Below are 26,651 nucleotides of genomic sequence, written 5' to 3'. Positions count from 1 at the left end.
CTCATGCGGATCGGGCCCCCCGTCCGCCCTGCTCGTCCATGAACCGCACGCTACCGGCGGGACGGGGATCCCCCTGGGTGTTCAGGGGTGCGTTGCGCAGCACCTCGCGCACCTCGCTGCGGTCCCGCTCGGGGTCAGCGTCGCCGACGACCAGGACCACGTCCCCGTCGGACACGGCGTCGAACCCGGCGGCGTGCAGCGCGGCAACCGTGCTCGCGGGGTCCTCGCCGGGCTCGACCCGGTAGCGCAGGGACTGTCGTTGCCCCTCCGCCTCGTCCACCTGGATGCGCCGCCGCCGGGCAAGGGCGGCCAGAGCCGTCCCCAGCACGCCGACGACGGCCAGCGCGATCAGCACGGGCACCAAAGCCACGGACATGGAAACCTCCTGGTCGAGAGTCGTCGGAGCCGGTACCCGGTGCGGACCGGTCCATGCCTGCCGGCTCACCGCTGCCGGGAGGAGGCGATGCCGACCCGCGTCAGCGCCGCGGCGAGCTCGCCCACCTTCGTCGGCGCGACGAGCGCGCCGAGTGTGGCCGGGTCGTCAGGCAGCCCCACGGCGCGCGCGCCGCCGATCGCCTTGTCGTCGAAGAACGGCCGCACCTCGGGCCAGACCACCTGTACCTCCCGGCAGAAGATCGCGGCTCCCACCGGCCCGAGCCGGGGGAACCCCTGGAGCGCGTCCAGCAGCGCATCGACCTCGCCCTCCTGCCCGGTGGGACGAATCCGGCGGAGGTCGCCGCGGTGGCGGTCGAGCAGCAGCTCGCAGGTGTCGGCGAGCGACGTGGCCGTGCTCTCGTCGTACCGGCGATAGCCCCCACGCCCCAGCGCGTCGACGCGTTCCTGCCACGTGGAGGCGAGCATCCGCTCCGGCGTCCGCCAGCCGAAGTCCCACAGCTCAGCCGCCGTGGCAGCGGCGATGTCGGCGGCGATCCTCGTCGAGGCCAGCGTCGACAACACCAGCAGCTGGAACAGCGGCGACGGCTTGTCAGCGAGACGGATGCCCGCCTGCTCGGCGTAGGTGCCGCCGTGCTCGCCCAGCACCGACGCGACGAGGTCGCGGTGACTCATGCGGCGGCCACACCGCCATCGGGACGCAGCAGCACCTTGGTCCACCCCTCGCGCCGCTCGTCGAACTGCGCATAGCCCTCGACCGCGTCCTCGAGCGAGAGCTCGTGGGAAACCAGGAAGTGCGGCGTCGCGACCCCGGCGAGGATGAGGTCACGCAGCTGCCGGTTGTAGCGCTTCACCGGCGCCTGCCCGGTGCCCATGTGCTGGCCCTTCGTGAAGAAGGTGCCGTAGTCGAAGCCCACCCGACCGTCGGCGGCCTGCTCGTCCGGAGCACCGGGGTCCTGCGGGACGTAGACCCCGACGACGCCGAGCCCGCCGTGGGCCTTCACGACGGAGACCAGGTTGTCGAGCACCAGCTCGGGGTGCTCCTGGCCACTCGGGTCGTGGGCCTGCCACCCGACCGCCTCGACGCCGCGGTCCACCGGGGCGCCCCCCCGCGCATCGAGGATCTGCTGGACCGGGTCGCCGTCGGAGAAGTCGATCGGCGTGGTGTCGATCTGGCGAGCCAGCTCGAGCCGGTCGGCGTGCTGGTCGACCACGAAGACCTCGCCGGCACCCCGGATCCGCGCGGAGTGCGCCGCGAGCAGCCCCACGGGACCGGCTCCGAAGACCGCCACGCTGTCCCCCGGCTCGAACCGGCTCAGCTCCACGCCGTGCCAGCCCGTCGGGAAGATGTCGGAGAGCATCGTGAAGTCGTTCTCGTGCTCCTCGCCCGGCGGGAGCTGGAGCAGGTTGAAGTCGGCGTAGGGCACTCGCAGGTATTCCGCCTGGCCGCCGGCGTACGGTCCCATGTTGGCGTAGCCGTAGGCCGCTCCCTGCATTCCCTCGATCGGGTTGGTGCGCTCGCAGAAGGATGTCCAGCCCTCGTTGCAGGAGCGGCAGGTGCCGCAGCCAATGTTGAAGGGGACCGACACCCGGTCGCCGACGCGCACGTGCTGGACGCCGTCGCCGACCTCCTCGACCACGCCCATGTTCTCGTGGCCCAGGACCTTGCCCTCCTCGACCCCGGCCCGCCCCTCGTACATGTGCAGGTCGGAGCCGCAGATGTTGGTCGTGGTGATCCGTACGACTGCGTCGAGCGGGTTCTCGATGCGTGCGTCAGGGACGTTCTCGACGGCGAGGTCGCGCTCGCCCCGGTAGACGACTGCCTTCATGGTTCCTCCTCTGGTGACGGGTCTGCGGTCACGGGGGACGTACCCGGGCCGGGCCGCGGCATGACCCGCCGCGAATCGGGGACGGTGTCGAGATGACCGTCCTCGCCGTGATCTTCGGACTCGCCCTGCTGCTCGCCGTGCTCGTCTCGTCGCTCGCGGACCGCGGCCCGCTCTCCACCACTGTGGTCTTCCTCGGCGTCGGCCTCGTCGCCGGACCCGTGGCCCTCGACCTCGTCGACACCACGCCCGAGGCGGTCGAGACGGCCGCCGAGATCGCGCTCTTCGCGATCCTGTTCATCGACGGTCAGCACGCACCGGCCTCGGTGATCCACGGGTGTTGGCGGACCGCAGGCCGGGCGCTCGTCGTCGCCACTCCGCTCACGTTCGCGCTCGTCGCCGTGTCCGCCCACTACCTGGTCGGGCTGCCGTGGCTGGCAGCCGCCGTCCTCGGCGCGCTCCTGGCGCCCACCGACCCGGTCTTCGCCTCCGCACTGGTGGGCCGCGACGAGGTGCCAGCCGAGGTACGTCGCACGCTCAACGTCGAGAGCGGGCTCAACGACGGGCTGGCGCTCCCCGCGGTTCTCCTGCTGGCGGGTCTGGCCGGCGGCCGCCCCGAGGGATGGACCACCGATCCCCTCATGCTGCTTCTCGAGGTGGTCCTGGGTGTCGCGCTCGGTGTCGCGGTACCGGCCGCCGTCGTCCTGCTGTTGAAGGTGCCCGGGGTCGGTGCTGTCGAGCGGCTGCGGCCGCTGGGTCCGCTCGCCGTGGCGGTCATCCTCTGGGGGGTGTGTGACCTGGTGTCGGCCAACCAGTTCCTCGCGGCCTTCTGCGCCGGCTCCACCGTCGCCACGCTCCGCCCGTCGTCGTCCGAAGCCTTCCGTCCCACGGGCGAGCTCGTGAGCGAGCTGGTCAAGGGCGCAGCACTGCTCGCCTTCGCGACCCTGCTCGACCCAACCCTGTTCGTCACGGCGGGAGTGGTCGGGGTGATGTTCGCGCTGCTGGTCGTCCCTGTCTCCCGCCCCCTGGCCATGTGGCCGGCCACCGCGGGCGCCGGGCTCCCTGTCGCCCAGCGGATGGGTCTGTCCTGGTTCGGGCCGAAGGGATTTGCCAGCGTGGCCTACGCGGTGATCGTCCTGCTGAGCGGGATGGAGCACGCGGAGGAGGTGTTCGCGCTGGCCACGGTCAGCGTGCTGGTGTCCGTCGTGGCCCACAGCACGCTCGACGTGCCCCTCTCTGCCCGCTTGCAGCGTGCCGAGGCCCGTCAGGGGTGAATCGCGCCCGAGTGGGCACGAAGCCCTCGGACAACGACACCAGACCAGACCAGCTGGAAGGAGTGCACGCATGCCCCAGGCGAGGCAGCAGCAGGACGTTCCCGGGATGCAGGCGGCGATGGAACCGGTACCCGACTGCGGTGAGGAGAGCTACCGTGGCTCCGGGCTCCTCGAGGGCAAGGTCGCGCTCGTGACCGGCGGCGACAGCGGCATCGGCCGCGCGGTCGCCATCGCCTACGCCCGCGAAGGAGCCGACGTCGCGATCTCCTACCTTTCCGAGCACGGCGACGCCGAGGTGACCGCAGAGCACGTGCGGGGTGCGGACCGGTCCGCGCTGCTGCTGCCCGGCGACCTTGCCGACCCCGCGCACTGCCGCGAAGTCGTCGAACGCACGGTCACCGAGTTCGGGCAGCTCGATGTGCTCGTCAGCAACGCGGCCTACCAGATGAACCGACCGAACCTCGAGGACGTCAGCGACGAGGAGTGGGACCACACCCTGGCGACCAACCTGTCCGCGATGTTCCACCTGGTCAAGGCGTCGCTGCCCCACCTCGGCCCAGGGTCGTCGATCATCGGCAGCTCGTCGGTCAACTCCGACGCCCCCTCCCCCGACCTGGCGCCCTATGCGTGCACCAAAGCGGCGATCGCCAACCTCTGCGCCAGCCTCGCCCAGATGCTCGGGCCGCGCGGCATCCGCGTGAACAGCGTGGCCCCCGGCCCGATCTGGACGCCGCTGATCCCCGCGACGATGCCACCGGACAAGGTGGAGGCGTTTGGTGACGACACCCCCTTGGGCCGCGCCGGGCAGCCCGCCGAGCTCGCCGGCGCCTACGTTCTGCTGGCCTCCGGCGCCGGGAGCTACATGTCTGGGTCACGGATCGAGGTCACCGGAGGACGACCGGTCCTGTGAACCGGCCGGATGGCCGGGCCGCACCCGGCCAGGACTGGGACGACCGCCTGACAGGCGACTCGGACAGCGTGCGCGAGGACGTCACGCCCGAGCTCCTCGTCTGCACCGCGTTGGTGCGCGGCGACCTGGTCGACGGCTGCACCAGCTCGGTCCTGCTCGGTCCTGACGAGCGCTACCCTATGGCACACACCGACGCCCACGCGCGCCGTCTTGACGAGGTCCAGTTCACGTTGTGGGAGGGCCCGGGGCCAGAGGCCGTCGACCGCGGCGTACCCCGGTGGGTGGCTGATGTGCGGGACAGCAGGCAGTGGCCGCTCCTGGGCGACGCACTCGCGGGCTCACCCGTCCGGGGGATGGTCGCGCTGCCTCTGCTCACCCCTGTGGGGCCGGTCGGGCTCTTCACCGCGTACCGCCGGCGGCCGGGCCGGTTCGCCCCGTCGGACGTCGCCTCGCTCGTCGCGTTCGCCGACGCCGTGGCCACGCTCGCCCTGGGACGGATCGACGCCGACAGGGATGGGCCTCTGCCCAGACCTCAGGTCGGCGTCGCTGTCGGCAGGGTCATGGCCCACCATCAGCTTGACGCCGAGGATGCCTTGTCGATGTTGCGCGCCTACGCCTTCCGCACGGGACGCACCGTCATGCAGGTCGCCGGCGACCTGACGAGTGGGCGGAGCGCGCCCGCCGACCTCGATGACGGCCGGCGTTGAGCGTAGGACCCGGGCGGGCCAGTCCCGCCAGCGAGACGCCGGTGACGAGCACGCCCACAGCCACCTCGAGACCGGCCGTGCGTGGCCAGGCGTGCTCCGCCAGCAGTCCGGATGCGACGAGACCGAGGCCGGCGACCGTGGACACCAGCAACGCCACCCGGTGACGACCGGACGCGTTGGCGACCCATACCCCGACCAGACCGACGACGACGGCGAACCCGCCGTCCCGCAGCGCGGTGTCACGTCCCACGGCCGAGTTGTCGATGAACCACGGCTGGCTCAGCACCACGAAAGCCGCGAGCCCGAAGAGGATCCAGCCCGCCGCCGGCCCGACGGCCGGCCTGGTGACCGGCCCCGCCTCGAGCCGCGCCCGCGTGGCGTGGGCGGTCTCGGCGGCGTCCCGACGCGCCGCCTCGTCATCGATCGTCTCCCCCGGGTAGGTGCCCTCGTGAACGTCGTTCTCGCGCACCTGCTCGACCTCGTCCGCAGGGTCGGCACCGCTGCCCGCGTCGTACATGATCCCGCCCAGCAAGCTCGCCACTCCGCCACCGACGAGCACGACGGCTCCCGCCACGGAGACCGAGAGCGACTGCAGCGCGATGCCCGCGCCGAGGGCCACGAGGCCGACCGTCGCAGCAAGCACACCGCCCCAGACCCATCGTGGGTGCACTCGATGGCTTCGGCGCGCAAGAAAGTCGGGGATCATGCCGAGACCCGTTCCCTCTCCTACGCACCCCATGCGCGCATGCCAGCCAGCCGAACGGGAACGGTCGTCTGGCCTGCACCCGACACCCGAGGGGAACCCCGTGAGGACCACCGTCGCCGATCACCTGCTGTCCCGCCTGCGCGAATGGGGAGTCGCGCGGGTCTACGGCTATCCGGGCGACGGGATCAACGGCATCCTCGGCGCCTTCTCCCGCGCCGACGACGACCCTCGCTTCATCCAGTCGCGCCACGAGGAGATGTCGGCGTTCGAGGCGGTGGGCGAGGCCAAGTTCGGCGACGGGCCCGGCATCTGCTTGGCCACGTCCGGCCCCGGGGCCATCCACCTGCTCAACGGGCTCTACGACGCCAAGCTCGACCACGTGCCGGTCGTGGCCATCGTGGGGCAGACCAACCGCTCGGCGATCGGGGGCAGCTACCAGCAGGAGGTGGACCTGCTCAGCCTCTTCAAGGACGTCGCCAGCGACTACGTGCAGATGGTCACCGTCCCGCAGCAGCTGCCCAACGTGCTCGACCGGGCGATTCGCACCGCCATGACGCGCCGAGCACCCACGGCGGTCATCGTTCCCAACGACGTGCAGGAGCTCGCCTACGAGCCACCGGGCCACGAGTTCAAGATGGTCCCGTCCAGCCTGGGCATCAGCTGGCCCGAGGTCGACCCCGACGGCGACGCCCTCCGGGCGGCGGCCGACGTGCTCAACGCCGGCAGCAAGGTGGCCGTGCTCGTCGGCCAGGGTGCGCGCGGCGCACACGAGGAGGTTCAGGAGCTCGCAGCCCTCCTCGGGGCAGGCGTCGCCAAGGCTCTCCTCGGCAAGGACGTCCTCTCCGACGAGCTGCCCTTCGTGACCGGGGCCATCGGCCTGCTCGGGACCCGCCCGAGCTACGAGCTCATGCGCGACTGCGACACCCTGCTCACCGTCGGGTCGAGCTTCCCCTACTCACAGTTCCTCCCCGACTACGGCCAGGCGCGTGCCGTGCAGATCGACCTCGACGGCAGCATGATCGGGATGCGCTACCCCTACGAGGTGAACCTCGTGGGAGACGCCCGCCGGACCCTGCGGGCCCTCCTCCCCCTCCTGCGGCGACAGGAAGACCGGTCGTGGCGGGAGAAGGTCGAGTCAGACGTCGCGCGATGGTGGGACGTCATGGATGCGGAGGCCCAGGTCTCCGCAGACCCGGTCAACCCGATGCGCGTTTTCAGCGAGTTCTCCGAGCAGGCGCCCGACGACGTGATCGTGACCGCCGACAGCGGCTCGGCGGCGAACTGGTATGCCCGCCATGTCCGGATGCGCGGCCGCATGCGCGGCTCGTTGTCCGGGACCCTGGCCACCATGGGACCGGCGGTGCCCTATGCCATCGGCGCCAAGTTCGCCCACCCTGACCGCCCGGCGGTCGCCTTCGAGGGCGACGGCGCGATGCAGATGAACGGCATGGCCGAGCTCCTGACGATCGCCCGCTACTGGCGCGAGTGGGACGACCCGCGGCTGGTGGTCGCCGTCCTCCACAACCACGACCTCAACCAGGTCACCTGGGAGCTGCGGGCCATGGGGGGTACGCCCTCCTTCGTGGAGTCGCAGGCGCTCCCCGACGTCTCCTACGCCGGGTTCGCGGAGTCCGTCGGCCTCGCTGCGATGACCGTCACCGATCCCGACGACCTCGCCCACGCGTGGCGCACAGCGCTCGCGGCTGACCGTCCCTTCGTCCTCGACGTCCACTGCGACGCTGACGTCCCGCCCATCCCGCCCCACTCCGACCTCGAGCAGATGGCAGCTGTTGCCCAAGCGCTGATGAAGGGCGATGCCTCACGTTGGGGCGTCATCAAGCAGGGAATCAAGACCAAGGCCCAGGAGCTGGTGCCGGGCATGCACCACCCCACGAGGGACTGAAGACGACCGGGAGAACACACAGCCCGAGCTCACTGATGCCGCCCAGCCTCTCCCGCACAGCGAATCGCGGGGGTCGATCACCACACCGCGGGGTGGGTGGACGACCTCTCGTCCGTGGCTATCGTGGGCGGATGGGTTGCGGCCGTCCCCGCGCCGAGGTCGAAGGCGTGCATCGTGGCGTACGCGCGTGACGAGCGGACGTCGGAACGTCTCGACCGCAACTGGCAGGACATCCTCCAGGAGCTTCGCGTCATCCAGACGGGCGTCCAGCTGCTCGCCGGGTTCCTGCTGACACTGCCCTTCAGCGCGCGCTTCGACCAGCTCGACGCCTGGCAGGTGCGGCTCTACCTGGCCACGGTCGTGGTCGCGGCGCTGGCCGTCGGGATCACGCTCGTGCCGATCGTGGTGCACCGCCGTCTGTTCGGCGAGCTCGTGAAGGACCACGTGGTCGCGATCGGGCACGCCCTGAGCCAGACCGTCGCGGCGCTACTGGGTGTGCTACTCGTCGGCATCCTCACGCTGGTCTTCAGCGTCACCGTCGGATGGGTCGCCGCCGCGGTGGTCGCGACAACCGCAACCGTGTCGCTGGTGGTGCTCCTCGTCGTGGTCCCGGCAGCACTGCTCAGACGAGCAACGAGGCTGCAGTGAGGCTCGGGGTCCATCGGTCGACGACGACCCGACGCCCGAGCGGTCGGGGTGCAGCCGGGAACCTGGTGGAGCCTCACATCGCCTCCTTGACTCCACGGCTGATCAGCCAGGCGTTGACGGGGTAGGCCGTCACGAAGCCCAGGCACATGCCGACCTGCATCCCGAACCAGTAGACCGGGCTGTCAGGTCGGACCGGATCTGGCTCGGGGAAGAGGACGAGCGCTTGGAAGACCATCCAGGCGAACAGGCCGACCTCGAACGCGGTCAGCGACAGGATGTCGGCCTTCGCGGCAGCGACCAGCCCGTCCCGGAGTCCGAGCCCGCGTGCTGGCGCGATCGCGAAGTACTGGAAGACCAGGCCGAGCGCGACCGCCAGGAGGTAGTCACCCACCAGCTCGGCCCACAGTGCCTTGCCCAGCAGGGTGATGCCCAGGAGGAAGATGGTGGTCCCGGCGATGATGTCGCCGAGCGTGCAGCCGGCGCCGCAGTGGCTGACGCCGACGCTCGTGGTCGCCCAACGTGGCTTCGGGGGCGGTTCCGCCATTCCTCGCTCCTCGCTCCACCGTTGGCTGTGAGGACGTCCGAAGCGGAGGTACGCCCAGATGCCGAGCGGCCCGGTGTAGAGGGCCGTGACCGGCCAGACCCACGCCATCACCGGCATCTGTTGCCGGTAGCGACGGACGTCGATCACGATGACCGCGGCGCTGACCACGGCCACCGCCAGTGCCGTCCAGGCCATCGTGACGAGCCAGACCGGCGGGGTTCCCCCGGTCACCGTGCTGCCCCGTGCGCCTCAGTCACGCAGGGGGTCGTGGCCGAAGTCCATGAGCGAGTGCCGCCAAGCTGCGTCCCCGGCACGGGGTACGGCGTCCGCTCCTCGCTGATCGTGCACGCGCTGCACCACGCCCGCCATGACGATCGCATCAGCCCGCGTCACGTCCACGCGCCGGCGGCCGAGGATGTCGAGCACCTGTCGGCCGACGGCCGGGCCGGCCCGGTCAGGGACCTCCTCGGTGTCGATCCCTGCTCCTCGCTCACGGAGCCAGTCGGCCAGCTCGCGCGAGCTCATGTTCACCGCGTCGTGGAACTCCTGCCACAACTCGTCGGTCACGATGCTGTCTGCCACGTCGTCCTCCGTTCTTCCGGTGCGGGGTACACCGTCGCCGTACCCGAGGAGGGGGTCGTTGACACGGTGCTGTCGATCGGTGCATCAACTCGGTCGCCACCGGGAACGGAAGGCGCGAGTGCCCGACGACCCGGAGGTGACTCCAGTGAGCAGCGCCAACTCCGACGAGCTCAACGACGTCGACACCCGCTGGACCGCGGACTCGGCACGCGTCCCGTCCGACGTGACTCCGGAGCTGCTCGTGTGCACGGCTGTCGTCCGAGGCGATCTGGCCGACGGCGCTGCCTGTTCCGTGGTGGCAGGTGCCTACGAACGTTTCGCACTCGCCAGCACCGACCATCACACGCGGAACCTGGAAGAGGTCCAGTTCACGCTGTGGCAGGGCCCGGGACCGGAGGCCGTCGACAGCGGGGTCCCCCGCCTGGTCGCAGACGTGTGTGAGGCCACGTCGGTATGGCCGCTCGTCGCCGACGCCGTGGTGGAGAGTCCCGCTCGTTCGCTGGCGTCGTTGCCTCTGGTGGTGGGCTCGAGGTGCGTCGGGCTGTTCACGGCGTACCGGCGACGGCCTGGGGAGTTCAGTGTCGACGACGTCGCTGCTCTGGTCGCCTTCGCCGACGCGCTCGCCTCGCTGGCGGCGAATCGTCTGCGAGACGATCGAGACGGGCCGCTGCCACCGCCGCAGGTCGCGGGCGCGGTTCGACAGGTCGCCATGGACCTCGATCGCCACCCCCTCGACGCCCTGGCGCTGATGCGTGCGCACGCCTTCCGCACCGGGCGCACCCTCTCGGCCCTCGTCGCTGACCTGATGCTCGGCACCACCACGGCCGAGGACATAGGCCGGCGGCCCGACGGTCACTGAGCCGCTGCTCTCGACTCAGCCGAGTTGGTCCAACGCGATCGCTGCGACGAGACCCAGCGTGGCAGCCAGGCCGGCCAGGTAGGACTCCTCGCGGAAGGCCTTGGGGAACACCTCGGTCGCCAACGACGCGGCCACCGCCCCGCCCGCGAAGCTCCGGACCAGCGCCAAGGCACTCTCGGGGACTCCTGCCAGCAGGAGATTGCCCGCCAGCGCCGCTAAGGACAGCAGGACCGCCGTGGCGACCCACAACGCCATCACCTTGCCGCGCGAGTGCCCGCCCGAAGACATGTCACGGGCACCTCCCGCAGCCTCCGGCAGGTTGGACAGGAAGATCGACCCCGAGAGCGCAGCGACCTGCAGCGGACCGGCGCCTATGAGGGCGACGCCGAGGGCGAGGTTCTCGGGAACGCCGTCCAAGGTGATGGCCGTCAAGAGCCCTCCCCCGGAGTCCTTGCTGGTCCGACGCGCGATCGCTCGATCGAGCAGCACGAAGACCAGTGCACCGAGCACCACCACGGCGTAGACCGACCAGGCTGGGGCCTGCTTCGTCGACGGCTCGACCAGCTCCAGGACTGCCGAGACCATGAGGGCGCCGCCGGCCAAGGCCACGACGAACCCCTCGACGCGGTCGGAGGGCCGACCGAACACGCCCCACGCGGCCCCGGCCACGAGGGCGCCCGAGACCACGAGCACCACCACAATCGTCAGGAACACGCTGCCCAGTGTCCGGTGGTGTCGTGCGGCCGACCACCCCCGCAAGGGCCCCTGCCCCGGGCCGAGACCTCCGGCCGTGCGCCGCCCGACAACTGGAGCTGACGCGACCCCAGCACCAGGCTGGTCATCGAGGTCAGGATCTCCGACCCTCGCCGTCGCGATTCCCCCACATTTCCCCCAGACCAGGCCCCATTCCACCCCTACCGACGGCCCATCCCTGAGCGCTACCGTGGACGGATTGTGCCTTTGACCTGCACAAACGCGTCTTGACGAAAGCGACTGCACCATGGCTCGGCTGCTACTACGACATCTGACGGACAGGGTCGAAACAGGCCCTGACCTGAACAAACGCGCGGCCCCCGCGGAGGAGTCCCTCGGACCCTCCGCGGGGGCCGTTCGCCACCCCGGGCCGTCGTCGTGGGCACGAGCTCGGCCCCACACGTAGGGGTGGCGCCACGGCCGGTCGGTGCTGGGTACGGTCGATCGGGTGGGCAGGAAGCACGCCCGCCGCACGTACATCGAGCACGGAGGAGCGCATCATGTCGGACGACAAGAAGGCTGCCAAGGAACTGGTCGAGACGCTCAAGGACGGCGAGCGTGGTTTCGCCACCGCCGCGGAGAAGGTGCGTGACAGCGACCGCGCCCAGTGGGCTGACACCCTGCAGCGCCTCTCCGAGCAGCGCGCCGGGTTCCGTCGCGAGATCGTCGAGATGGGCCACGACTACGGGGACGACGTGGACGAGAGCGGCTCCGCCACGGCTGCCCTGCACCGGGGCTGGCTCTCCCTGAAGGATGCCGTGACGGGCGACGACGCCGACGCCGTCCTGGGCGCCGCTGCGAGCGGCGAGGACCACGCGGTCTCGGAGTACGAGGACGCCCTCGAGCAGGACCTGAGCGACGGGTTCCGGCAGGTGGTCTCCCGCCAGCACGCAGCGATCGTGAGCGCCCGTGACGAGGTGAAGGCGCTCCAGAGCTGACGACGGGCACCTCCCGGCCCTCGGCCGGGCGTCACGTGGGCGGTTCGCGACCCGCCTCCAAGGCGTCGAGCCGCGCGGCGATCCGGCAAGACAGGCGACCTCGGCCGGGAGATTCCCGGACCGAGGCCGCCTGCACACCCGGCTGACCGCGTGGGTCGACCCGCACAGGCTTACGGGACGCCGTCGAGCAGGTGCAGCGGGGCGTACTTGAAGTTCTGGGTGCCGGAGCTGCCCGGGAGATCGTTGAAGCCGTCCTGGCAGACGAAGATCCCGTCGGGGAAGTTCTCGTTGAAGTAGCCCTCGACGGCTTCGAGACCGTCGGTCTGGTCGCAGTCGTCGGAGACGGTGCCGTTCGACACGCGAGCACTGCCGAGGTAGTCCCCCGTCGCGGCGTCGTAGCGGACGATCCAGTTGCGTTGCGGCGCGGCCACGTTCTGGGCCGAGGCGTAGAGCACGCCTCCGGCGAGGGCCAGCCCTTCCACGTCGGCCGAGAGCTGCTCGCCGATCGTGGCGAAGGAGACCCGCGGCGGGACCAGGCCGGTCGGCGCCGTCAGGTCGTAGCGCCAGATGCCGACGTCCTCCTCGGAGACGTAGAGGGCGCCCGTGGCATCGTCGACCTCGCACCCCTCGCCCTCGCTGCCCAGGTAGAAGTCGCGAACCGGCCGCCCCAGGGTCAGGAGTCCGTCGGCGTCACCGTCGGTGAGCGGGTGGACCCTGACCCGGAAGTTCGGGCGGTGGATGTTGACGGCGAAGAGCCCATCGGCCACTCCGGGAGCGCCAGGGTCGTAGAAGCACAGCCCCTCACCGGCCGTGCTGACGTTGCCTGTCGCCTCCCTGGCGAAGATCAGGCGCGGCCCCTCCGGGGTGTCGGTGACCCGGTAGACGAGGATCCCGGAGTGGGCCGCGATCACGTAGTCGCCACGGACGTCGACGTTGCCGAAGAACGTCTTCGGGCCGGTGATCCGCTGCACCAGCTCGCCGTCGAGGTCGAAGACCGAGAGCCGGCCGACCTTCTTCTCGTTGGTGATGACCAGCGAGCCGGCAGGGTCGTCGGGGTTCACCCAGACGGCAGGGTCGTCGGCCGTGTCGCCCCGTACGCCGGTGGGCACCGTCTCGACGACGGAGGGGACGTCGACCGTGTCGACCGGGGCTGCCCGGGCTGGGGTGACGACGGCGACGGCCAGCGCGCAGGCCAGGAGCCCGGTGCCGAACCTGGGGGTGAGGACCATTGCGTGCTCCCGTCCAGTGCTCCGCCCCGAGTCCGGTTCTCAGACAAGCACAGGCCGCTGGCGCGCCGGTATGACCAATTGTGGGGACGTTGCCCGGCTGGCTCGATGCGACGGGAGATCGGGCCCTACAGTCCCCGCCGCTGGCGCGCGAGGCCCGCGATGAGGCTGATCGGGACGTTCGGCCCGCTCAGCCCAGCAGGCGCGCCTTGGCCTCCGCGAACTCCGCGTCCGACAGCACGCCCGACTCGTGGAGCGCGCCGAGGCGCTGGAGCTGGTCGACGAGGTCGTCCCCGCCGGTGGGAGGCGCGGCAGGGGGCGGAGGCGGCGGAGGGGCCGGAGCTGCCGACTCCTGCACGTAGGCCGTCGGGGCGGGCTGCTGCCGCGCCGCCGCACGGCGGTTCATCGCGTTCGTCGTCGCGTTGGCCGTGCCCGCGATGACCGCGGTCCTGGCCATGGTGCCCAGCAGGCCGGGCCTGCCCATCCTGCCCATCATGGTCGTCTCCTCAGCTCTCGGAGGCCGCGAAGGCGGCCTCGGCCTCGTCGGCGGGAACCCGTACGTGCAGCGCCAGCTCGGCTCCGAGGCCGCGAAGCCCGGCGGCGAATCCCGACGCCCACAGGTGCTCGACCACCACCACGGCACCGTTCTGACCGGGGTCGAGGGCACTGGCGAGCGACTCGACGTCCTCCTCGTTGAGCAGCGTGTGGGCATCGATGTCGAGCCCGGAGGCCAGTGCCTCCGAAGCACCGTCCTCGAGGTCGTGGAAGGTGCGGTCACCCGCGCCGTCCGTCCCCACCAGCACGAGGTCGACGATGCGCAGCTGGCCGGCCGTGACCGGCTCCCGCAGCTGGGCGAGCAGGTCGGCGGACGCGACGTCCGGCGGGTAGGCCAGCAGCAGGACCTCGATCGGACCACGGTTCATGACGTCCTCCTCAGTCCTCGTCCGCGAAGGCGGCACGGAGGGCCGCCTCCTCGTCGTGGGACAGGTTGGTGCTGATCAGCTCCATCTCCTGACCCGCGAAGGCGTCCTTGACCCGGTCGACGACCGCGTCGGACGACAGCAGGAAGAGGGCCGAGGTGCCCTCCGTCAGCTGGTCCCGGACCCGGTTGACGAAGCCGTCGTCGATGCCGGCGTCCGACAAGGCACCCGACAGGGCACCGGAGGCCGCGCCCACGGCCGCGCCGAGCAGTGGGACGAAGAAGATCATGCCGAACAGCAGCCCCCAGAAGGCTCCTCCGAGGGCGCCGGACGCCGTGAGGTCGTTGGCCTGCCGGGTGCGCGGCTTCTTCTTGCCGACCGGCCAGGAGGCGGTCGCGGCGTCGTGGACCGAGATCAGCTGTTGGCTGGTCAGGTTCGCGAGTGTCCGGACGGCGTCGTCAGCGCCCTCGGCAGTGGCGAACTTCCAGACCGTCAGCGTGGCCATGGGTGTGTCTCCCCCGGCTCAGGCCGCGGCCGGCTCGTGGACGGCCCGCAACCGTCCCGCCAGCATCATCGACAGCCCCTCGGCGAGCACCTGGACCCCGAGCATGACGCCGAGCAGGCCCAGGGTCGCGCTGAAGAGGTTGAACAGGATCATCAGGCCGAGCAGGGTCGAGACACCGCCGCCGAGGAGCAGGGCCGCGCGCGCCTCTTTGTCGTGCATCGCAGCCGAGAGCCGGGCCACGCCGGAGGCGAGGAACGTCGCTCCGGCGACGATGGTCAGGCTGAGGGCGGCGAGCCCGGGGTTGCGCACCATCACCAGGCCGAGGACGGTGAGCATGCCGCCCGCGAGCAGGCCGGTCCAGAAGCCCTCCTTGCCGATGGCGAAGATCGACACGGCGAGGGCGACGATGCCGCTGATCAGTGCGGTCCATCCGATGAAGAGCACGGACACGGCCGTGGCGAGCACGACGTGCCCGAGGATGATGATCGCGGACAGCACCAGCAGCGCGCCGAGCACGATGTCGCCCTTGGTGCGCTTCATCGCGAACGCGGGGCCGGATGGTGCGGTGACGTCGGTCATGGGTGACTCCTCTGGGTCGGGCAGCCCTCAGTCCTCGGGCGCCCCCCGATTCTCGGCAGTCGGCACGGCGGCGGCCTCGCCCGTGCCGGGTGAGATGTCGCGGTCAGTCCGGGAGGCGGCGCATCTCGAGCACGGTCAGCCCGAGCGTCTGGAACCGCGCGAGCAGTCCGTGGAGGTGGGCGTCGTCCTCGACGAGCCCGAAGAACACGGTGCCCCCGGCCGGGCCGGGCACCGACTGGAGCTCGGGGAAGGCGGCGCGGACCGTGTCCGACACGCGTACGCCGAGCAGGAACTCGTAGCGCCACGAGCTGTGCTCGCGAGCACCGACGGCCTCACCCATGTCCACCTCCTCCTGCGGGATGCGTGCGTGCCCACTGTGGACCCGCACGGACGCCGGCACGTCATCCCTCGCGGGTGACCTGCTCCGACGGGGGCGGCGGTCCCGACCCGATCAGGCCCCCGATCCACCGGGTCTCGGGGTCGACGTCGACGAACACGGCGCGGACGAGCAGCGACATCGGCACGGCGAGCACCGCCCCCAACGGCCCGAGGATCCAGGCCCAGACGATCAGTGAGAGGAAGGTGACGCTCGCGGAGAGCCCGACGGCGTCACCGACCATCTTCGGCTGGATCACCGACTGGATGACGACGTTGATGACCGAGTAGGCGACGACGACGCTCAGCATCAGGCCGGGACCGCCCTCGAGGAGCGCGAGGACCGCCGGGGGGACGAGACCGAGCACGAAGCCGATGTTCGGGATGTAGTTGGTGATGAACGCCAACAGGCCCCAGAGGAGCGCCCCGGGCACGTCGAGGAGGGAGAGCAGCAGGGTGTCGATGACCGCCACGACCAGACCGAAGGCGGTCGAGACCAGCAGGTAGGTGCGGGTCCCGGTGGCGAAGGACTCCAGCGCCTCCACGATGGCGGGACGGCTGCTCCGGACGCTGTCGAGGTGCCGCCCGAAGGAACCGGCGTCCAGGCAGAGGAAGAGGACCAGGGTGACGATGAACGCGAGGTCGGTGACCAGCGACGCCAGGCTCGCCAGCACCCCCGTCACCAGGCTGGCCAGCCGGCCGAGGTCGAAGGATTCGACCACCGCCCGCGCCTGCTCGCTGCCGACGCCGTAGTCCGCCAGCCGCCCCGTGATCGACGAGAGCAGTCGGGCGAGCTCGTCCTGGTAGTCGGGGACCAACGATGCGAATCGGGCCGCCGCCACGACCAGCGAGACCGTGACCAGCAGGAGGACGACGTAGACGGCCAGGATCGAGAGCAGCGCCCCCACCCAGCGGGGGACGCCGCGCCGCTCGAGCCGGGTGCGGATCGGTGCGGACGCGATGCTGAGGACCACCGCCAGCAGCACCGGTCCCAGGAGGTCGGAGACCGCGCGCAGACCGGCGACCGTCACCGTCGTCGCGGCCAGGCCGAGCATGATCAGGACGCCGCGCGGGAGGCCCGACGGGGCGGCCAGGCGGCTGACGTCGGAGGTGGACACCCGCCCAGAGTGGTGCCTTCGTGTCGCGGTGCCCTCACCCGGCTCGGGTGAAGGCCGCAGCCCGGGCGCTCCCCTACCCTCGGGACGGTGAGACCCGACTGGCGCGCTGCCTGCTCGGCGACCTGCCTGGTCCTGGCCGCGCTGCTCGTGCCGCTGTCAGTCACCGGATGGTGGCTGCGCACGACCCTGACCGAGACCGACGACTACGTCGCCACGGTCGCCCCGCTCGCGGACCGACCGGAGGTGCAGGCCGCGGTCGCCGACCTGCTGACGGAGCGGGTCGTCACCCGGCTCGACGACGCCGACCTGCTCCCGCGCGCCGCCGACGAGCTCGAGGGCCGCGGCGTGCCCCCGGAGCTGGCGCAGGCCCTCACCCTGCTGGCCGAGCCCCTGCGCGACCGCGTCGAGGAGAGGGTGTCCCGCGCAGCACACACCCTGGTCGGGACCGAGGCCTTCTCCGACTCCTGGGCCGCCTCCAACGAGGTCGCCCACGAGGAGCTGGTGGCCGTGCTCGAGGGCGACAGCGACCTCGTCGAGCTCGGACCCGACCAGACCGTCAGCGTGCCGCTCTCGACGCTGCTGGAGACCCTGCGTCAACAGCTCGTGGACGCCGGCGTCCCCGGGGCGGAGCGGATCGAGGTCGCCGACGCGGCCTTCCCGATCGGGTCGGTGGAACAGCTCGACCGGGCGGAGACGGGCTACGCCCTGTTGCGACGCTGGGGGCTGCTGCTCCCGCTGCTGTGCGTGGCCCTGGCGGTCGCCGGAGTGCTGCTCGCCCGGGACCGGCGCCGGGCCGTCGTCCGGTGGGCGGGCGGCGCGGTCGCGGGCTTGCTCCTCCTCGCCGTGGGGCTGTCCGCCGCCCGGGAGCAGGTCCTCGCCGGGCTCCCCGCCGGCACGCCGCCGGACGCGGCTGCCGCGGTGCTGGAGGTGGTCGCCTCCCGGCTCCGGACCCTGCTCCGGCTCGGCGTCCTGGTCATGGCCCTCGTGGCCGTGGTCGCCCTGGTGACCGGTCCCGGGGCGCGCGCCCGACGTCTGCGGGGGTCGGCCACCGACACCTGGCGGCGCGCGTGGGAGTCGCTCACCAGCCACCCCGAGTCGGGGTGGGTGGGTGCCGCCGTCGCCGGCCTCGCCGTCCTGCTCGTGCTGCTGCTGCCCGACCCCGGGCCGGCCGCGCTCGTGGTGCTCGTGGGCGTCGCCGTGCTCGGGGCGGTCGTCGCACGGGCGGCACCGTGGAGCCGGTGAGCCGGCGCCACGCGTGGACGCTGCGCGCCCGGCAGCTCTACGACGAGCTCGTCGACACCCCGCTCGGACAGCTCTTCGTCGCCCTGCGCGAGGTCCAGCTCCGCGACCGCGCCCTCACGCTGGCCGGTCAGGCGTTCATCGCCCTCGTCCCGCTCCTCATCGTCGTCGCGAGCTGGATCGGCTCCACCGGCGGGACGGAGGTCGCCTCGTGGCTCATCGCCCGCTTCGAGCTCTCGGGCGAGTCGGCCGACGCCGCCCGGACCCTGTTCTCGCGACCACCGAGTCCCTCCGGTGGCACCACCCTGCTCGGCCTCCTGATCCTGCTGATCTCGGTCAACTCCTTCGGACGGGCGCTCCAGCGGACCTTCGAGGCGGCCTGGCGCCTCCCCCACCGGGGATCCCGTCGCGCCCTCCGAGGGGCGCTCGGCACCGGCACGCTGATCGCGAGCATCGCGATCGTCGCGTTCGTGACCGGGGTCTCCTCCGACCTGCCGGGGGGTCCGCTGCTGGCCGTGCCACTCCAGCTCCTGGTGGCGATCCCGTGCTGGTGGGTGCTCACGCGCCTGCTCCTCAACCTCCGTGTCAGCTGGTGGGACTGCCTCCCGGGCGCCGTGCTGGGCGCCGTGACCCAGGTGCTGACCGGGTGGGCCGGGAGCATCTACGTCCCGATGCTCATCGAGCGCGACGCGGCGAGGTACGGCGTGTTCGGGGTCGCCGTGGCCCTGGTGTCGTGGCTGGTGGTGATCGCCTTCGTCGCCGTCGCCAGCGCCGTCACCGGCGCCTGGGCCAGCCGGATGCTGGTCGAGCTCAGAGCAGACCGGCCCGCCTGGCCTCGCTGACGGCCTCCCGGCGCGAGGACACCCCGAGCTTGCGGTAGATGCTGCGCAGGTGGGTCTTGAGCGTGTTCACCGAGATCACCATCGTGCCGGCGATCTCCTCCACGGTCCGGAGCGTCGGGAGCTCGCGCAGCACGTCGACCTCGCGGTCGGTCAGCTGGACCGTCGCCGGCGCGCGGAGCGTGGCGACGTGGGAGAGGACACGCTCCACGAGGCCCTCGGCGCTGCCCCAGGACCCCCGCGCCTCGGCCAGCAGGCCGAGTCCCGCCGGGCCCACGGTGAGCAGGCTCCGCGGGGTGTCGAGCTCGACCGCGAGGTCGAGCGCCAGCCGCACCTCCGACAGCGCCTGGTAGTGACGGTCCTGGGCCAGGGCCAGGCGCGCGGCGAGGACACGGGCGTCGAGCAGGGTCAGCCCCCACGTACGCGGGAGCTCGTCGCGCAGCACCGGGGCCAGGGTCTCCGCGGCCTGCGCCGGGCGGTCGCGCGCTGCGGCGAGGTAGGCAGCAGCCAGGTGTGTCTCCGCGACGTCACCGCACCGCTCCACCAGCGCCTGCACCGTCTCGCGCAGCCGGTCCGTGCGCCCGGTGTGGAGGCACAGCTGGGCGTCGGCCAGCGCCACACCGGCCACCAGGTCGGGGGCCAGCAGAACCCCGGAGTCAGGGCGCCAGCTCTCGTGCATCCACTGGGTGTCGAGCGCGGCCGCCCCCTCGGCCACGCCCAGGGCCAGGTTGCGGACCGCGGCCACCGTCGAGGGGTCGTCCTCGGGGTCGAGCAGCTCGAGCGCGCGGGCGCTGAGCGTGCGCGCACGGACGTCGTCGAGCTCGAGGTAGGCGAGCCAGCCCTCGAGCATCTTCATCAGCGCCGCCCTGGGCGAGCCGGTCCAGCCGCCGACCTCGGCGGCCCGACGTGCCCGGACCAGACGCTGCCGCATGACCGGGAACGCGCCGGAGACCGAGTCGCACGCCGCCTGCAGCGCCAGGGCCTCCACCAGCGCGGCGACGTGGGCACGTCCCTCCGCGACCTCGACCGCCCTGGCCAGGAGAGGGGCAGCCTCGTCGGCCCGCCCCGCGCGGAGGAGCTCGGCCCCCCGCTGGAGGGCGAGCGTCATCTGGGTGTCGAGCGTGACCCCCTCACCGACCTCCGTCGCCTCGGCGAGCGGTCGGCCCCGACGTCGGCGGAGCAGTGCCCCGACCGCGGCCTGGGCGGCGGCGAGCTCGGGGTCGTCGGCCGGTGGGTGGAGCTCGTGGAGGGTCGCGGCCTCGCTCACCCTGCCGAGGTCGGCGAGCGCGACGGCTCCCACCGCCGCGGTCCAGGGGCCGGTCTGTCCCCGGAGGAGCCGCCGGCCGAGCACGCGCACGAGGGGTCCGGCCTGGCCGTCGGCCACGAGTCCCAACCCCACGGCCGCCAGGGTGCGCTCGAGGACCCCGAGCGACTGCGACGCCGCGGCGTGCTCGACCGCCCGCAGACCGTCGCCGCGAGAGGCGAACCAGGCCGCGCACGTCCGGTCGGCCGAGCGAGCCGCCGGCGCGTCGCGGTGGAGCAGCTCGGCGTGCAGATGGGCCCGGAGGATCGGGTGGAGCCGGTAGGCGGGGGTGTCGGCATCGGCGACCTCACGGAGCAGGCCCGACCAGCCTCCCACTGCTGCCACGACCTCCCCGGCGTCGTCGCGCCCGGTCAGCGAGACCAGGAGGTCCAGCGGCGTAGGGTCGGCCACGGCGCAGTGGAGCAGCACGTGCTGGGTGACCGTGTCGAGCGCCCGGAGCGACTCCCCGAAGAGCCGGTCGGCCAATCCGTCCTCGGCGGTCCAGCCGGGTCCGTCGAGCGCCCCGCCCCTGGCCAGCGCCCCACCCATCAGCCGCGCCATGGCCGGCCAGCCCTCCGTGCGTTCCCAGACGTGCTCCTGGTCGGCGTCGGACAGGCCCGGCGAGCAGGCGGCGCACTCGTCGGCCGTGAAGGCGAGGTCCGCGGCACCCACGACGTCGACCTCGCCCCGGATCCGCCGGTCGACCAGGGACGGGAGGGGCGGTCTGGTCCGGCTCAGCAGCACCAGTCGCAGCGAGTCGGGAGCACGGGACACCAGGGCGTCGAGGTCGTCGAGGACGTGGCGCCCGGTCGCCTCGTGGACGTCGTCGAGGACCAGCACCAGCTCGACCCCGCCGAGGACGTCGAGGAGCTCGGTCACGAAGTCCTCGTGCCCGATCCGGTCCGGCACGGGCAGCCGGCGCACGGCTTCGGCCACGAGGCCGTCGACGACCTCCGCGATCGCGTCGAGCACCCGCCGCCAGAGCTCGCGGCGGCTGTCACCGACGCCTCGCAGGTGGGTGATCGCCACGGGACGACCGTCGCGGTGGCGCTCCGGGTCCCACGAACGCACCAGGGTGGTCTTGCCGAACCCGGGCGGTGCCGCGAGCAGCACCACCGACTCCTGGGTGTCGGGGTCCCGGAGGCGCTCGAGCCGGTCCACGAGCCGCGGGCGCACGACGACACCCGCGGACACCAGCTCCTGGGACGCCGGCATGCACTCCTCCGAACGGGTGGGGGGATCGTCGGGCACCAGTCAACCGCATCCTGACTCCCGCTCGGCACCTACTTTGGTCTAACCGGGCGTCATCCTCCGCGGGTGACGCGCGAGGTCGCCCCCCAGCGCCACCATGACCGCAAGGAGGTGGTCCCGTGCTGCGCAGGCTGCTCGTCCACTGGGTGCTGCTGGCCGCGGTGCTCGCCCTCGTGGCGCTCTTCGCCGACAGCGTGGAGGTCACCGGCGGCGTCGTCGGGCTGCTGACGGCCGCCGCCGTGCTCGGCCTCGTCAACGCGCTCGTCGGTCCGGTGCTCCGGCTGCTGAGTGCTCCCATCACCCTGGTCACGCTCGGCCTCTTCTCGCTGGTGATCAACGGGCTGCTGCTCATGGTCACCGCGTGGTTCACCGACTCGTTGACCGTCGGCGGCCCGCTCCGCACGATCCTCGCGGCGCTCGTGATCTCGGTGCTCAACACGCTGTTGAGCAAGCTGGTCCTCGACTGACGTGACTGACCGATCGCTGCGACGGTTCCGGCCGGACGCCACGGCGGGGGTCGTCCTCGGGGTCGAGAGCGTGCCCGACGGGCTCGCGAGCGGCGTGCTCGCCGGTGTGAACCCCGTCGCCGGCCTCTACGGCTACCTCTTCGGGATGGTCGGCGCGGCAGCCTTCACCAGCAGCACCTTCATGGCCGTCCAGGCGACGGGGGCGATGTCCCTCGTCGTCGCCGACACCGACCTGGCCTCCCGCCCCGACCCGGAGCGGGCCCTGTTCACGCTCTCGGTCCTGACAGGGGTCGTCATGGTCGTCGCAGGACTGCTGCGCGGCGGCCGGATGCTGCGCTTCGTCCCGACGGCCGTGATGACGGGCTTCGTGAGCGCCGTGGGGGTCAACATCGTCCTCGGGCAGCTCTCGAACTTCAGCGGCTACGACTCCGACGCGCCGAACCGGGTCCTGCGCGCGCTCGACCTCGCCCTCCACCCGTGGCGCGCCGACCTCGGGTCGGTCGCGGTCGGCGCCGTCACCATCGTCCTGATCCTCGTCCTGGAACGCACACGCATCGGCTCGTTCGGCCTCGTCGTCGCCGTCGTGGTCGGATCCGCGATCCCCGCCGTCCTCACCCCGGACGTCGCCCTCGTCTCCGACCTCGCCGACCTGCCCGGCGCACTCCCGGCACCGCGCCTGCCCGTCCTCGGCGACGTCCTCGTCCTCGCGGTCCCGGCGCTCTCGCTCGCCTTCGTCGGCCTGGTCCAGGGCGCTGCCGTGTCCGCCGGCATCCCGAACCCCGACGGACGCCGGTCGGACACCTCCCGCGACTTCGTCGGGCAGGGAGCCGGCAACCTCATGTCGGGGATCTTCCAGGGCATGCCGGTGGGTGGCTCGATGTCGGCCTCGGCGCTGGTGCACGCGGCCGGAGCACGCAGCCGTGTGGCCTTCTTCGTCGCCGGCGTCACGATGGCGGTCGTCATCCTGCTCCTGTCCGACCTCGTCGGGCGGGTCGCGATGCCGTCCCTGGCGGCCCTCCTCATCGTCGTCGGCATCCGGACGGTCAAGCCGGCGGCGGTGCTCTCCGTGGTCCGCACCGGCGCGCTGCAGGTCACGGTCCTGGCCGTGACCTTCGCCCTCACCCTCGTCGTCCCGCTGCAGTTCGCGGTCGTGATCGGGGTCGGGCTCGCCATCGTGCTCCACGTCGCCAACCAGTCCAACCGGGTCACGCTCCGGGCCGTGGAGTTCCTCCCCGACGGGCGCTACCGCGAGGGGGACCCGCCGGAGGTCCTGCCCGCAGGCGCCGTCGTCACGCTCCAGCCCTACGGCAGCCTCTTCTTCGCCAGCGCGCCCGTCCTCGAGCAGCAGCTGCCCCGCATCACGCCCGAGGGCAGCGGGTCCGTGGTCATCCTGCGACTGCGTGGGGTCGACCAGCTCGGGTTGACCCTGATCGACGTCCTCCGTCGTTACGCCGCCGACCTCGAGGCCCATGGCGGACGGCTCAAGCTCGTCCTCGGCAACGAGCGCGCGCTGCGCCAGCTGCGGGCCGAGGGCCTGGTCGACCAGCTCGGCCAGCAACACGTCTACGTCGGCACCGAGTGGCTCGGCGAGACCGTACGTCGTGCCCACGACGACGCGGTCGAGGAGCAGCGCGGGTCCGCCTGAGCCGTGCTCAGTCCTCCTCGGCGGCCGGCAGCACGTGCGGGAGGATCCGGCCCTCGAAGCGGGCCGCCAGGCCCGACCGCTGGAGCTGGCCCCGGGCACGCCGGTGGATGCGGGCCAGGCGCATCTCGACGTCCGCAGCGGCCAGCCGGTCGTCCAGGGCGTGCAGGGTCTCTGCGCCCGTGGAGTCCAGGTCGGCGACCATCTCCGCGTCCAGGACCAGGACCTTCAGCCCCGGGCGCTCCCCCAGCAGGGTGTCGACCGCCCGGGCGAGGCGGTCGGCGTTGGCGTAGACGAGCGAGGCCTCGAAACGGATGACGGCCACGTCGGGACGACTCAGTCCCGGAACACCGTCCTCGACCTTCGCGAAGGTCCCGTCGTGGTCCGGGCGGAGCTCGACGACGTCGGGGAAGCTGGCGCGGCGTACGAGGAAGAGCAGCGACAGCGCCACCCCGACGATCATGGCGGGGAGGGTCTCCCAGACGAGGACCAGCACGAAGGTCGTGAGGCCCGCGGCGAAGTCCAGCCGGTTGACCGCCCACAGGTCGAGCACCCGTGACGGGCTCGCGGCGGGGAGGACGGCGGCGATCACGACGGCAGCCACGACGGCCTCCGGGAGCAGCTCGAAGACGGGGGCCAGCACGAGCAGCGTCAGCACCACGACCGCGGCGGCCGCCAGGTTGGCCACCTGGCTGCGGGCGCCTGCGGCCTGGGAGGCGGCCGACTTCGAGAGGCTGCCGGACACGGCCAGGCCGCCGAAGAGCCCCGAGGCGAGGTTCGCCGCACCGGCACCCACCAGCTCCTGGTCGCCGTCCACGGCCTCCCCCGTCCGGTCCGAGACAGAGCTCGCGGCGGCGAACCCCTCCGAGAAGCCGACGAGGACCAGCGCGGCTCCGCCGGCGGTCACGGTGAGCCAGGTCTCGAGGTCGAGCCCTGGAAGGTCCGGTGAGGGAAGGCCCTGAGGGATGGTGCCGAGGACGTCGATCGACACCTCGTCCACCCCGAGCAACCAGACCAGCGCGATCCCCCCGACGACCACGAGCAGCGCCGCCGGCACCCGCGGCGCCCAGTGCTCGAGCGACACCAGGAGGCCGAGCCCGAGCACGCCGAGCGCGACCGTCGCCGGGTCCCACTCGGCGACCCGGGCGACGACCTGCCAGGCCTTGCCGACGGCGGTCTCCGCATCGATCTCCACGCCGAGGAGCCCGTCGAGCTGACCGATGATGATCGAGACCGACAGCCCCGCGACGAAGGCGTGGAGCACGGGTCGGGAGATGAAGTTGACGATCCAGCCGAGCCGCAGCAGTCCGGCGAGGAGCAGCAGCAGGCCGGAGCTCACGGCGAGGGCTGCCGTGAGCACGGCGGGATCCGCGCCCGACGACGTGAGCTCCGCGACGAGCGACGCGCTCAGGGCCGCCACCGCGGAGGCCGGCCCGACGACGAGGATGGACGTGCCGCCGGTCAGCGCGTAGGCCGCCACGGCCGCGATCGCGGCGTACAACCCGACCTCGGGCGGGACTCCCGCGATCCCGGCGTAGCCGATCGACTCCGGGATCAGGAGGGCCGCGAGCGCGATGCCGGCGACGAGGTCGGCCGACAGGTCCCGACCCACGCGGTAGCGCGGCAGCCACGCGAGGACCGGCAGGAAGGTCCGCAGGTCGCGCTCGGGCCGCCGGACGAGCCCGCCGTCCGTGCTCACGTTCCTGCGCGCGGCGGGACGGCAACGTCGGAGCCGCCCTCCACGGTCAGCCGCTCCCCCATCCGCACGCGCATGGGGCACGGGGCGAACCGGCCGGCCAGCACGGCCTCCCCCTGGCGGAACGAGGGTGCCCTGGCCACCATGTCGGCGGGTGCGTAGCCGAAGAGCCCGGCGACGTCGGCGACGTCACCCGGTGAGTTCATCCGCATCAGCATCAGGTTGTCGCACTGGGACACGACCTGCTGGTGCACCTTGGACGGCCGTTGCGTCGAGAGCAGCAGCCACAGGCCGTACTTGCGACCCTCGGCCGCGATCTGGACCAGCCGGTCGACCAGCAGCTGCTGGACCTCACCTTCGGGTTCGGCGGGGCAGACGTTGTGGGCCTCGTCGATGACGACGAGCATCGGTCGCCGCTCGTGGCGTGCCGCCCACAGCCGCTCGACCAGGTCGAGGCAGACCGCGGACGCCTCTCGCGGGTCGGAGAGGCCGGCGAGGTCGACGACCGTCGCCCGCGCGCCTTCCAGGGCGACCTCGGCCGCCGACGGCTGGTCGAGCGCCCAGACCTCCCACTCGGTCAGCCCCAGGTTCTGGACCCGCTGGCCGAGGGCGCGCTCGTCGTCACCGCCGGCGAGCAGGTTGGTGACGTAGCCACCGACCCCGGAGGGCATCGGCCGGTCCTGACGGAAGGAGTTGACGAACAGGTTGTACTCCGAGCGGTCCCGGAGAGGGTCGAGGCGCAGCACCGCCGCCTGGGCCGGCCGGGGCATCGTGGCGAAACGCATCCGGAGCGGCTGGGCCGGCGGTCGGCTCCCGAGCACGCGGATGTCGGTCCCCGAGATGGTCGCTGCGCCCTCCGGGTCCGCCCCGGGCCGGGTGGTGGCGAGGTGCACGAAGTCGGCGTTGGGGTCGAGGATCACCATCGGCAGCCCGGTGCCGATGAGCAGCCGCTCGAGCAGCACGCCGAGGGCGTAGGTCTTGCCCGACCCGCTCTGGCCGCACAGGAAGGTGTGGCGGTTGAAACCCGACGAGCGGAGCGCCGCGGTCGCATCGGCGCCCCCGCAGTCCCAGGCGCCGACGTCGAGGTCCGCGCCGGTCGCGGCCTGCAGTGCCGCCACCTCCTCACGTGCCGCCACCCGCGCCGCAGCGGCGAATGCCGCGACGTCCTGGTCGAGATGTCCGCCGGTCACCCTGCCCAGCACCACGCCCGAGGTCGTCGACACCGCCTGCACCAGCACGCCGTCCTCGGCGCCCACCACGAGCAGGTCGCCCGGGGCCGGCGGACCGCCCGTGAGGTCGACGGTGCGACCGTCCACCGACGTCGCGTGCAGGTCCGTGCGCTGTGTCGGCATGCTGTCCTCCGGTCAGGGGGCTCCAGCCTGCTGAGACCCGGCCGGGCGGTGCCTCCCCCGCAGCGGGTGATCATCCGGCGGGGGTGAGGCCCCGCC

The 26,651-nt window shown here is 72.3% G+C and carries 28 protein-coding genes; 11 read left to right on the top strand and 17 right to left on the bottom strand.

All coding sequences use genetic code 11. The annotated features are described in order from the left end of the window. Position 1 precedes the first annotated feature (1 nt). The 3 genes from ABD091_RS18170 to ABD091_RS18160 form a co-directional block, all read right to left on the bottom strand. Positions 2-376 carry a hypothetical protein gene (locus tag ABD091_RS18170; RefSeq protein WP_343921250.1) on the bottom strand — a complete coding sequence of 125 codons (375 nt, stop codon included), beginning with the start codon at positions 374-376 and terminating at the stop codon, positions 2-4. Between the two features lie 65 nt (positions 377-441). Further along, entirely contained in the window at positions 442-1,068 is a 627-nt protein-coding gene (locus ABD091_RS18165; RefSeq protein ID WP_343921248.1) for an endonuclease, read from the bottom strand. Further along, complete coding sequence (locus ABD091_RS18160; RefSeq protein WP_343921246.1) at positions 1,065-2,222, bottom strand: glutathione-independent formaldehyde dehydrogenase; 1,158 nt, start codon at positions 2,220-2,222, stop codon at positions 1,065-1,067. The genes ABD091_RS18165 and ABD091_RS18160 overlap by 4 nt, the downstream gene beginning before the upstream one ends. 92 nt (positions 2,223-2,314) lie before the next feature. On the opposite strand from ABD091_RS18160, the gene ABD091_RS18155 reads away from it, so the two are divergent. The 3 genes from ABD091_RS18155 (at position 2,315) to ABD091_RS18145 (ending at position 5,110) form a co-directional block, all read left to right on the top strand. After that, on the top strand, positions 2,315-3,493 hold the full coding sequence (locus ABD091_RS18155) for a cation:proton antiporter domain-containing protein (RefSeq protein WP_343921244.1): 1,179 nt from the start codon (positions 2,315-2,317) through the stop codon (positions 3,491-3,493). 70 nt (positions 3,494-3,563) lie between these two features. Further along, positions 3,564-4,403, top strand: a complete 840-nt coding sequence (locus tag ABD091_RS18150; protein ID WP_343921242.1) for an SDR family oxidoreductase — start codon at positions 3,564-3,566, stop codon at positions 4,401-4,403. 68 nt (positions 4,404-4,471) lie between these two features. Continuing rightward, positions 4,472-5,110 carry a GAF and ANTAR domain-containing protein gene (locus ABD091_RS18145; protein ID WP_343921240.1) on the top strand — a complete coding sequence of 213 codons (639 nt, stop codon included), beginning with the start codon at positions 4,472-4,474 and terminating at the stop codon, positions 5,108-5,110. Here the strand turns inward: ABD091_RS18145 and ABD091_RS18140 are convergent. Further along, positions 5,040-5,729, bottom strand: coding sequence for a hypothetical protein (locus tag ABD091_RS18140; RefSeq protein ID WP_343921238.1), 690 nt, complete (start codon positions 5,727-5,729; stop codon positions 5,040-5,042). The genes ABD091_RS18145 and ABD091_RS18140 overlap by 71 nt on opposite strands. A 187-nt stretch (positions 5,730-5,916) precedes the next feature. On the opposite strand from ABD091_RS18140, the gene ABD091_RS18135 reads away from it, so the two are divergent. Both ABD091_RS18135 and ABD091_RS18130 read left to right on the top strand, forming a co-directional pair. Beyond that, entirely contained in the window at positions 5,917-7,719 is a 1,803-nt protein-coding gene (locus tag ABD091_RS18135; protein WP_343921236.1) for a thiamine pyrophosphate-requiring protein, read from the top strand. Between the two features lie 174 nt (positions 7,720-7,893). Next, a complete protein-coding gene (locus ABD091_RS18130; protein ID WP_343921234.1) occupies positions 7,894-8,367 on the top strand; it encodes a DUF6328 family protein in 474 nt (157 codons plus the stop codon). A 73-nt stretch (positions 8,368-8,440) separates the two neighbouring features. Here the strand turns inward: ABD091_RS18130 and ABD091_RS18125 are convergent, their stop codons facing one another. Together ABD091_RS18125 and ABD091_RS18120 are read right to left on the bottom strand one after the other, a co-directional pair. Then, the gene (locus ABD091_RS18125; protein ID WP_343921232.1) at positions 8,441-9,142 is read right to left on the bottom strand and encodes a DUF4396 domain-containing protein; all 702 of its coding nucleotides are present in this window, start codon (positions 9,140-9,142) and stop codon (positions 8,441-8,443) included. A gap of 18 nt (positions 9,143-9,160) precedes the next feature. Further along, positions 9,161-9,493, bottom strand: a complete 333-nt coding sequence (locus ABD091_RS18120; RefSeq protein ID WP_343921230.1) for a DUF3140 domain-containing protein — start codon at positions 9,491-9,493, stop codon at positions 9,161-9,163. Between the two features lie 118 nt (positions 9,494-9,611). Between ABD091_RS18120 and ABD091_RS18115 the strand changes: the two genes are divergently transcribed. Continuing rightward, the gene (locus ABD091_RS18115; RefSeq protein ID WP_343921228.1) at positions 9,612-10,352 is read left to right on the top strand and encodes a GAF domain-containing protein; all 741 of its coding nucleotides are present in this window, start codon (positions 9,612-9,614) and stop codon (positions 10,350-10,352) included. A gap of 15 nt (positions 10,353-10,367) precedes the next feature. Here the strand turns inward: ABD091_RS18115 and ABD091_RS18110 are convergent, their stop codons facing one another. Continuing rightward, positions 10,368-11,066, bottom strand: a complete 699-nt coding sequence (locus ABD091_RS18110; RefSeq protein WP_343921226.1) for a ZIP family metal transporter — start codon at positions 11,064-11,066, stop codon at positions 10,368-10,370. 539 nt (positions 11,067-11,605) lie between these two features. Between ABD091_RS18110 and ABD091_RS18105 the strand changes: the two genes are divergently transcribed. Beyond that, positions 11,606-12,043, top strand: coding sequence for a ferritin-like domain-containing protein (locus ABD091_RS18105; RefSeq protein ID WP_343921224.1), 438 nt, complete (start codon positions 11,606-11,608; stop codon positions 12,041-12,043). Between the two features lie 170 nt (positions 12,044-12,213). Here the strand turns inward: ABD091_RS18105 and ABD091_RS18100 are convergent, their stop codons facing one another. From ABD091_RS18100 to ABD091_RS18070, 7 genes are all read right to left on the bottom strand, one after another. Then, a complete protein-coding gene (locus ABD091_RS18100; RefSeq protein ID WP_343921222.1) occupies positions 12,214-13,272 on the bottom strand; it encodes a phytase in 1,059 nt (352 codons plus the stop codon). Between the two features lie 187 nt (positions 13,273-13,459). Further along, entirely contained in the window at positions 13,460-13,765 is a 306-nt protein-coding gene (locus ABD091_RS18095; RefSeq protein WP_343921220.1) for an SHOCT domain-containing protein, read from the bottom strand. 10 nt (positions 13,766-13,775) lie between these two features. Further along, positions 13,776-14,192 carry a DUF6325 family protein gene (locus ABD091_RS18090; RefSeq protein ID WP_343921218.1) on the bottom strand — a complete coding sequence of 139 codons (417 nt, stop codon included), beginning with the start codon at positions 14,190-14,192 and terminating at the stop codon, positions 13,776-13,778. A gap of 10 nt (positions 14,193-14,202) precedes the next feature. Beyond that, entirely contained in the window at positions 14,203-14,694 is a 492-nt protein-coding gene (locus ABD091_RS18085; RefSeq protein ID WP_343921216.1) for a DUF1269 domain-containing protein, read from the bottom strand. Positions 14,695-14,712: 18 nt separating this feature from the next. Beyond that, positions 14,713-15,273 carry an HdeD family acid-resistance protein gene (locus ABD091_RS18080; RefSeq protein ID WP_343921214.1) on the bottom strand — a complete coding sequence of 187 codons (561 nt, stop codon included), beginning with the start codon at positions 15,271-15,273 and terminating at the stop codon, positions 14,713-14,715. Positions 15,274-15,376: 103 nt separating this feature from the next. Then, complete coding sequence (locus ABD091_RS18075) at positions 15,377-15,613, bottom strand: hypothetical protein (protein ID WP_343921212.1); 237 nt, start codon at positions 15,611-15,613, stop codon at positions 15,377-15,379. A 61-nt stretch (positions 15,614-15,674) separates the two neighbouring features. Continuing rightward, the gene (locus ABD091_RS18070) at positions 15,675-16,766 is read right to left on the bottom strand and encodes an AI-2E family transporter (RefSeq protein WP_343921210.1); all 1,092 of its coding nucleotides are present in this window, start codon (positions 16,764-16,766) and stop codon (positions 15,675-15,677) included. Positions 16,767-16,853: 87 nt separating this feature from the next. Between ABD091_RS18070 and ABD091_RS18065 the strand changes: the two genes are divergently transcribed. After that, positions 16,854-18,008, top strand: coding sequence for a hypothetical protein (locus tag ABD091_RS18065; protein WP_343921208.1), 1,155 nt, complete (start codon positions 16,854-16,856; stop codon positions 18,006-18,008). After that, positions 18,005-18,847: a YhjD/YihY/BrkB family envelope integrity protein gene (locus ABD091_RS18060; protein ID WP_343921206.1), complete on the top strand. Its 843-nt coding sequence runs from the start codon at positions 18,005-18,007 to the stop codon at positions 18,845-18,847. The genes ABD091_RS18065 and ABD091_RS18060 overlap by 4 nt, the downstream gene beginning before the upstream one ends. Here ABD091_RS18060 and ABD091_RS18055 read toward each other — a convergent pair. Next, entirely contained in the window at positions 18,816-21,398 is a 2,583-nt protein-coding gene (locus ABD091_RS18055; RefSeq protein WP_343921204.1) for a LuxR C-terminal-related transcriptional regulator, read from the bottom strand. The two genes, ABD091_RS18060 and ABD091_RS18055, sit on opposite strands and share 32 nt — an antisense overlap. 119 nt (positions 21,399-21,517) lie before the next feature. Here ABD091_RS18055 and ABD091_RS18050 point away from each other — a divergent pair, with 119 nt between their 5' ends. Together ABD091_RS18050 and ABD091_RS18045 are read left to right on the top strand one after the other, a co-directional pair. Next, on the top strand, positions 21,518-21,865 hold the full coding sequence (locus ABD091_RS18050) for a phage holin family protein (RefSeq protein WP_343921202.1): 348 nt from the start codon (positions 21,518-21,520) through the stop codon (positions 21,863-21,865). Position 21,866: 1 nt separating this feature from the next. After that, positions 21,867-23,510: a SulP family inorganic anion transporter gene (locus tag ABD091_RS18045; protein WP_343921200.1), complete on the top strand. Its 1,644-nt coding sequence runs from the start codon at positions 21,867-21,869 to the stop codon at positions 23,508-23,510. A 7-nt stretch (positions 23,511-23,517) separates the two neighbouring features. Here the strand turns inward: ABD091_RS18045 and ABD091_RS18040 are convergent, their stop codons facing one another. Together ABD091_RS18040 and ABD091_RS18035 are read right to left on the bottom strand one after the other, a co-directional pair. Further along, positions 23,518-25,206: a SulP family inorganic anion transporter gene (locus tag ABD091_RS18040; protein WP_343921198.1), complete on the bottom strand. Its 1,689-nt coding sequence runs from the start codon at positions 25,204-25,206 to the stop codon at positions 23,518-23,520. After that, a complete protein-coding gene (locus tag ABD091_RS18035; protein ID WP_343921196.1) occupies positions 25,203-26,555 on the bottom strand; it encodes an ATP-binding protein in 1,353 nt (450 codons plus the stop codon). The genes ABD091_RS18040 and ABD091_RS18035 overlap by 4 nt, the downstream gene beginning before the upstream one ends. Positions 26,556-26,651 lie beyond the last annotated feature (96 nt).

Origin of the sequence: Nocardioides aestuarii, assembly GCF_039527245.1 — a bacterium.
GTDB lineage: Bacteria > Actinomycetota > Actinomycetes > Propionibacteriales > Nocardioidaceae > Nocardioides > Nocardioides aestuarii.
Note: the sequence above shows the minus strand (reverse complement) of the source record. Positions and strands in the feature narration are given on the sequence as shown.

Coding starts and splice junctions, on each gene's coding strand:
- ABD091_RS18170 (WP_343921250.1), bottom strand. CDS start 376: ATGTCCGTGGCTTTGGTGCCCGTGCTGATCGCGCTGGCCGTCGTCGGC.
- ABD091_RS18165 (WP_343921248.1), bottom strand. CDS start 1,068: ATGAGTCACCGCGACCTCGTCGCGTCGGTGCTGGGCGAGCACGGCGGC.
- ABD091_RS18160 (WP_343921246.1), bottom strand. CDS start 2,222: ATGAAGGCAGTCGTCTACCGGGGCGAGCGCGACCTCGCCGTCGAGAAC.
- ABD091_RS18155 (WP_343921244.1), top strand. CDS start 2,315: ATGACCGTCCTCGCCGTGATCTTCGGACTCGCCCTGCTGCTCGCCGTG.
- ABD091_RS18150 (WP_343921242.1), top strand. CDS start 3,564: ATGCCCCAGGCGAGGCAGCAGCAGGACGTTCCCGGGATGCAGGCGGCG.
- ABD091_RS18105 (WP_343921224.1), top strand. CDS start 11,606: ATGTCGGACGACAAGAAGGCTGCCAAGGAACTGGTCGAGACGCTCAAG.
- ABD091_RS18100 (WP_343921222.1), bottom strand. CDS start 13,272: ATGGTCCTCACCCCCAGGTTCGGCACCGGGCTCCTGGCCTGCGCGCTG.
- ABD091_RS18095 (WP_343921220.1), bottom strand. CDS start 13,765: ATGATGGGCAGGATGGGCAGGCCCGGCCTGCTGGGCACCATGGCCAGG.
- ABD091_RS18090 (WP_343921218.1), bottom strand. CDS start 14,192: ATGAACCGTGGTCCGATCGAGGTCCTGCTGCTGGCCTACCCGCCGGAC.
- ABD091_RS18085 (WP_343921216.1), bottom strand. CDS start 14,694: ATGGCCACGCTGACGGTCTGGAAGTTCGCCACTGCCGAGGGCGCTGAC.
- ABD091_RS18080 (WP_343921214.1), bottom strand. CDS start 15,273: ATGACCGACGTCACCGCACCATCCGGCCCCGCGTTCGCGATGAAGCGC.
- ABD091_RS18075 (WP_343921212.1), bottom strand. CDS start 15,613: ATGGGTGAGGCCGTCGGTGCTCGCGAGCACAGCTCGTGGCGCTACGAG.
- ABD091_RS18035 (WP_343921196.1), bottom strand. CDS start 26,555: ATGCCGACACAGCGCACGGACCTGCACGCGACGTCGGTGGACGGTCGC.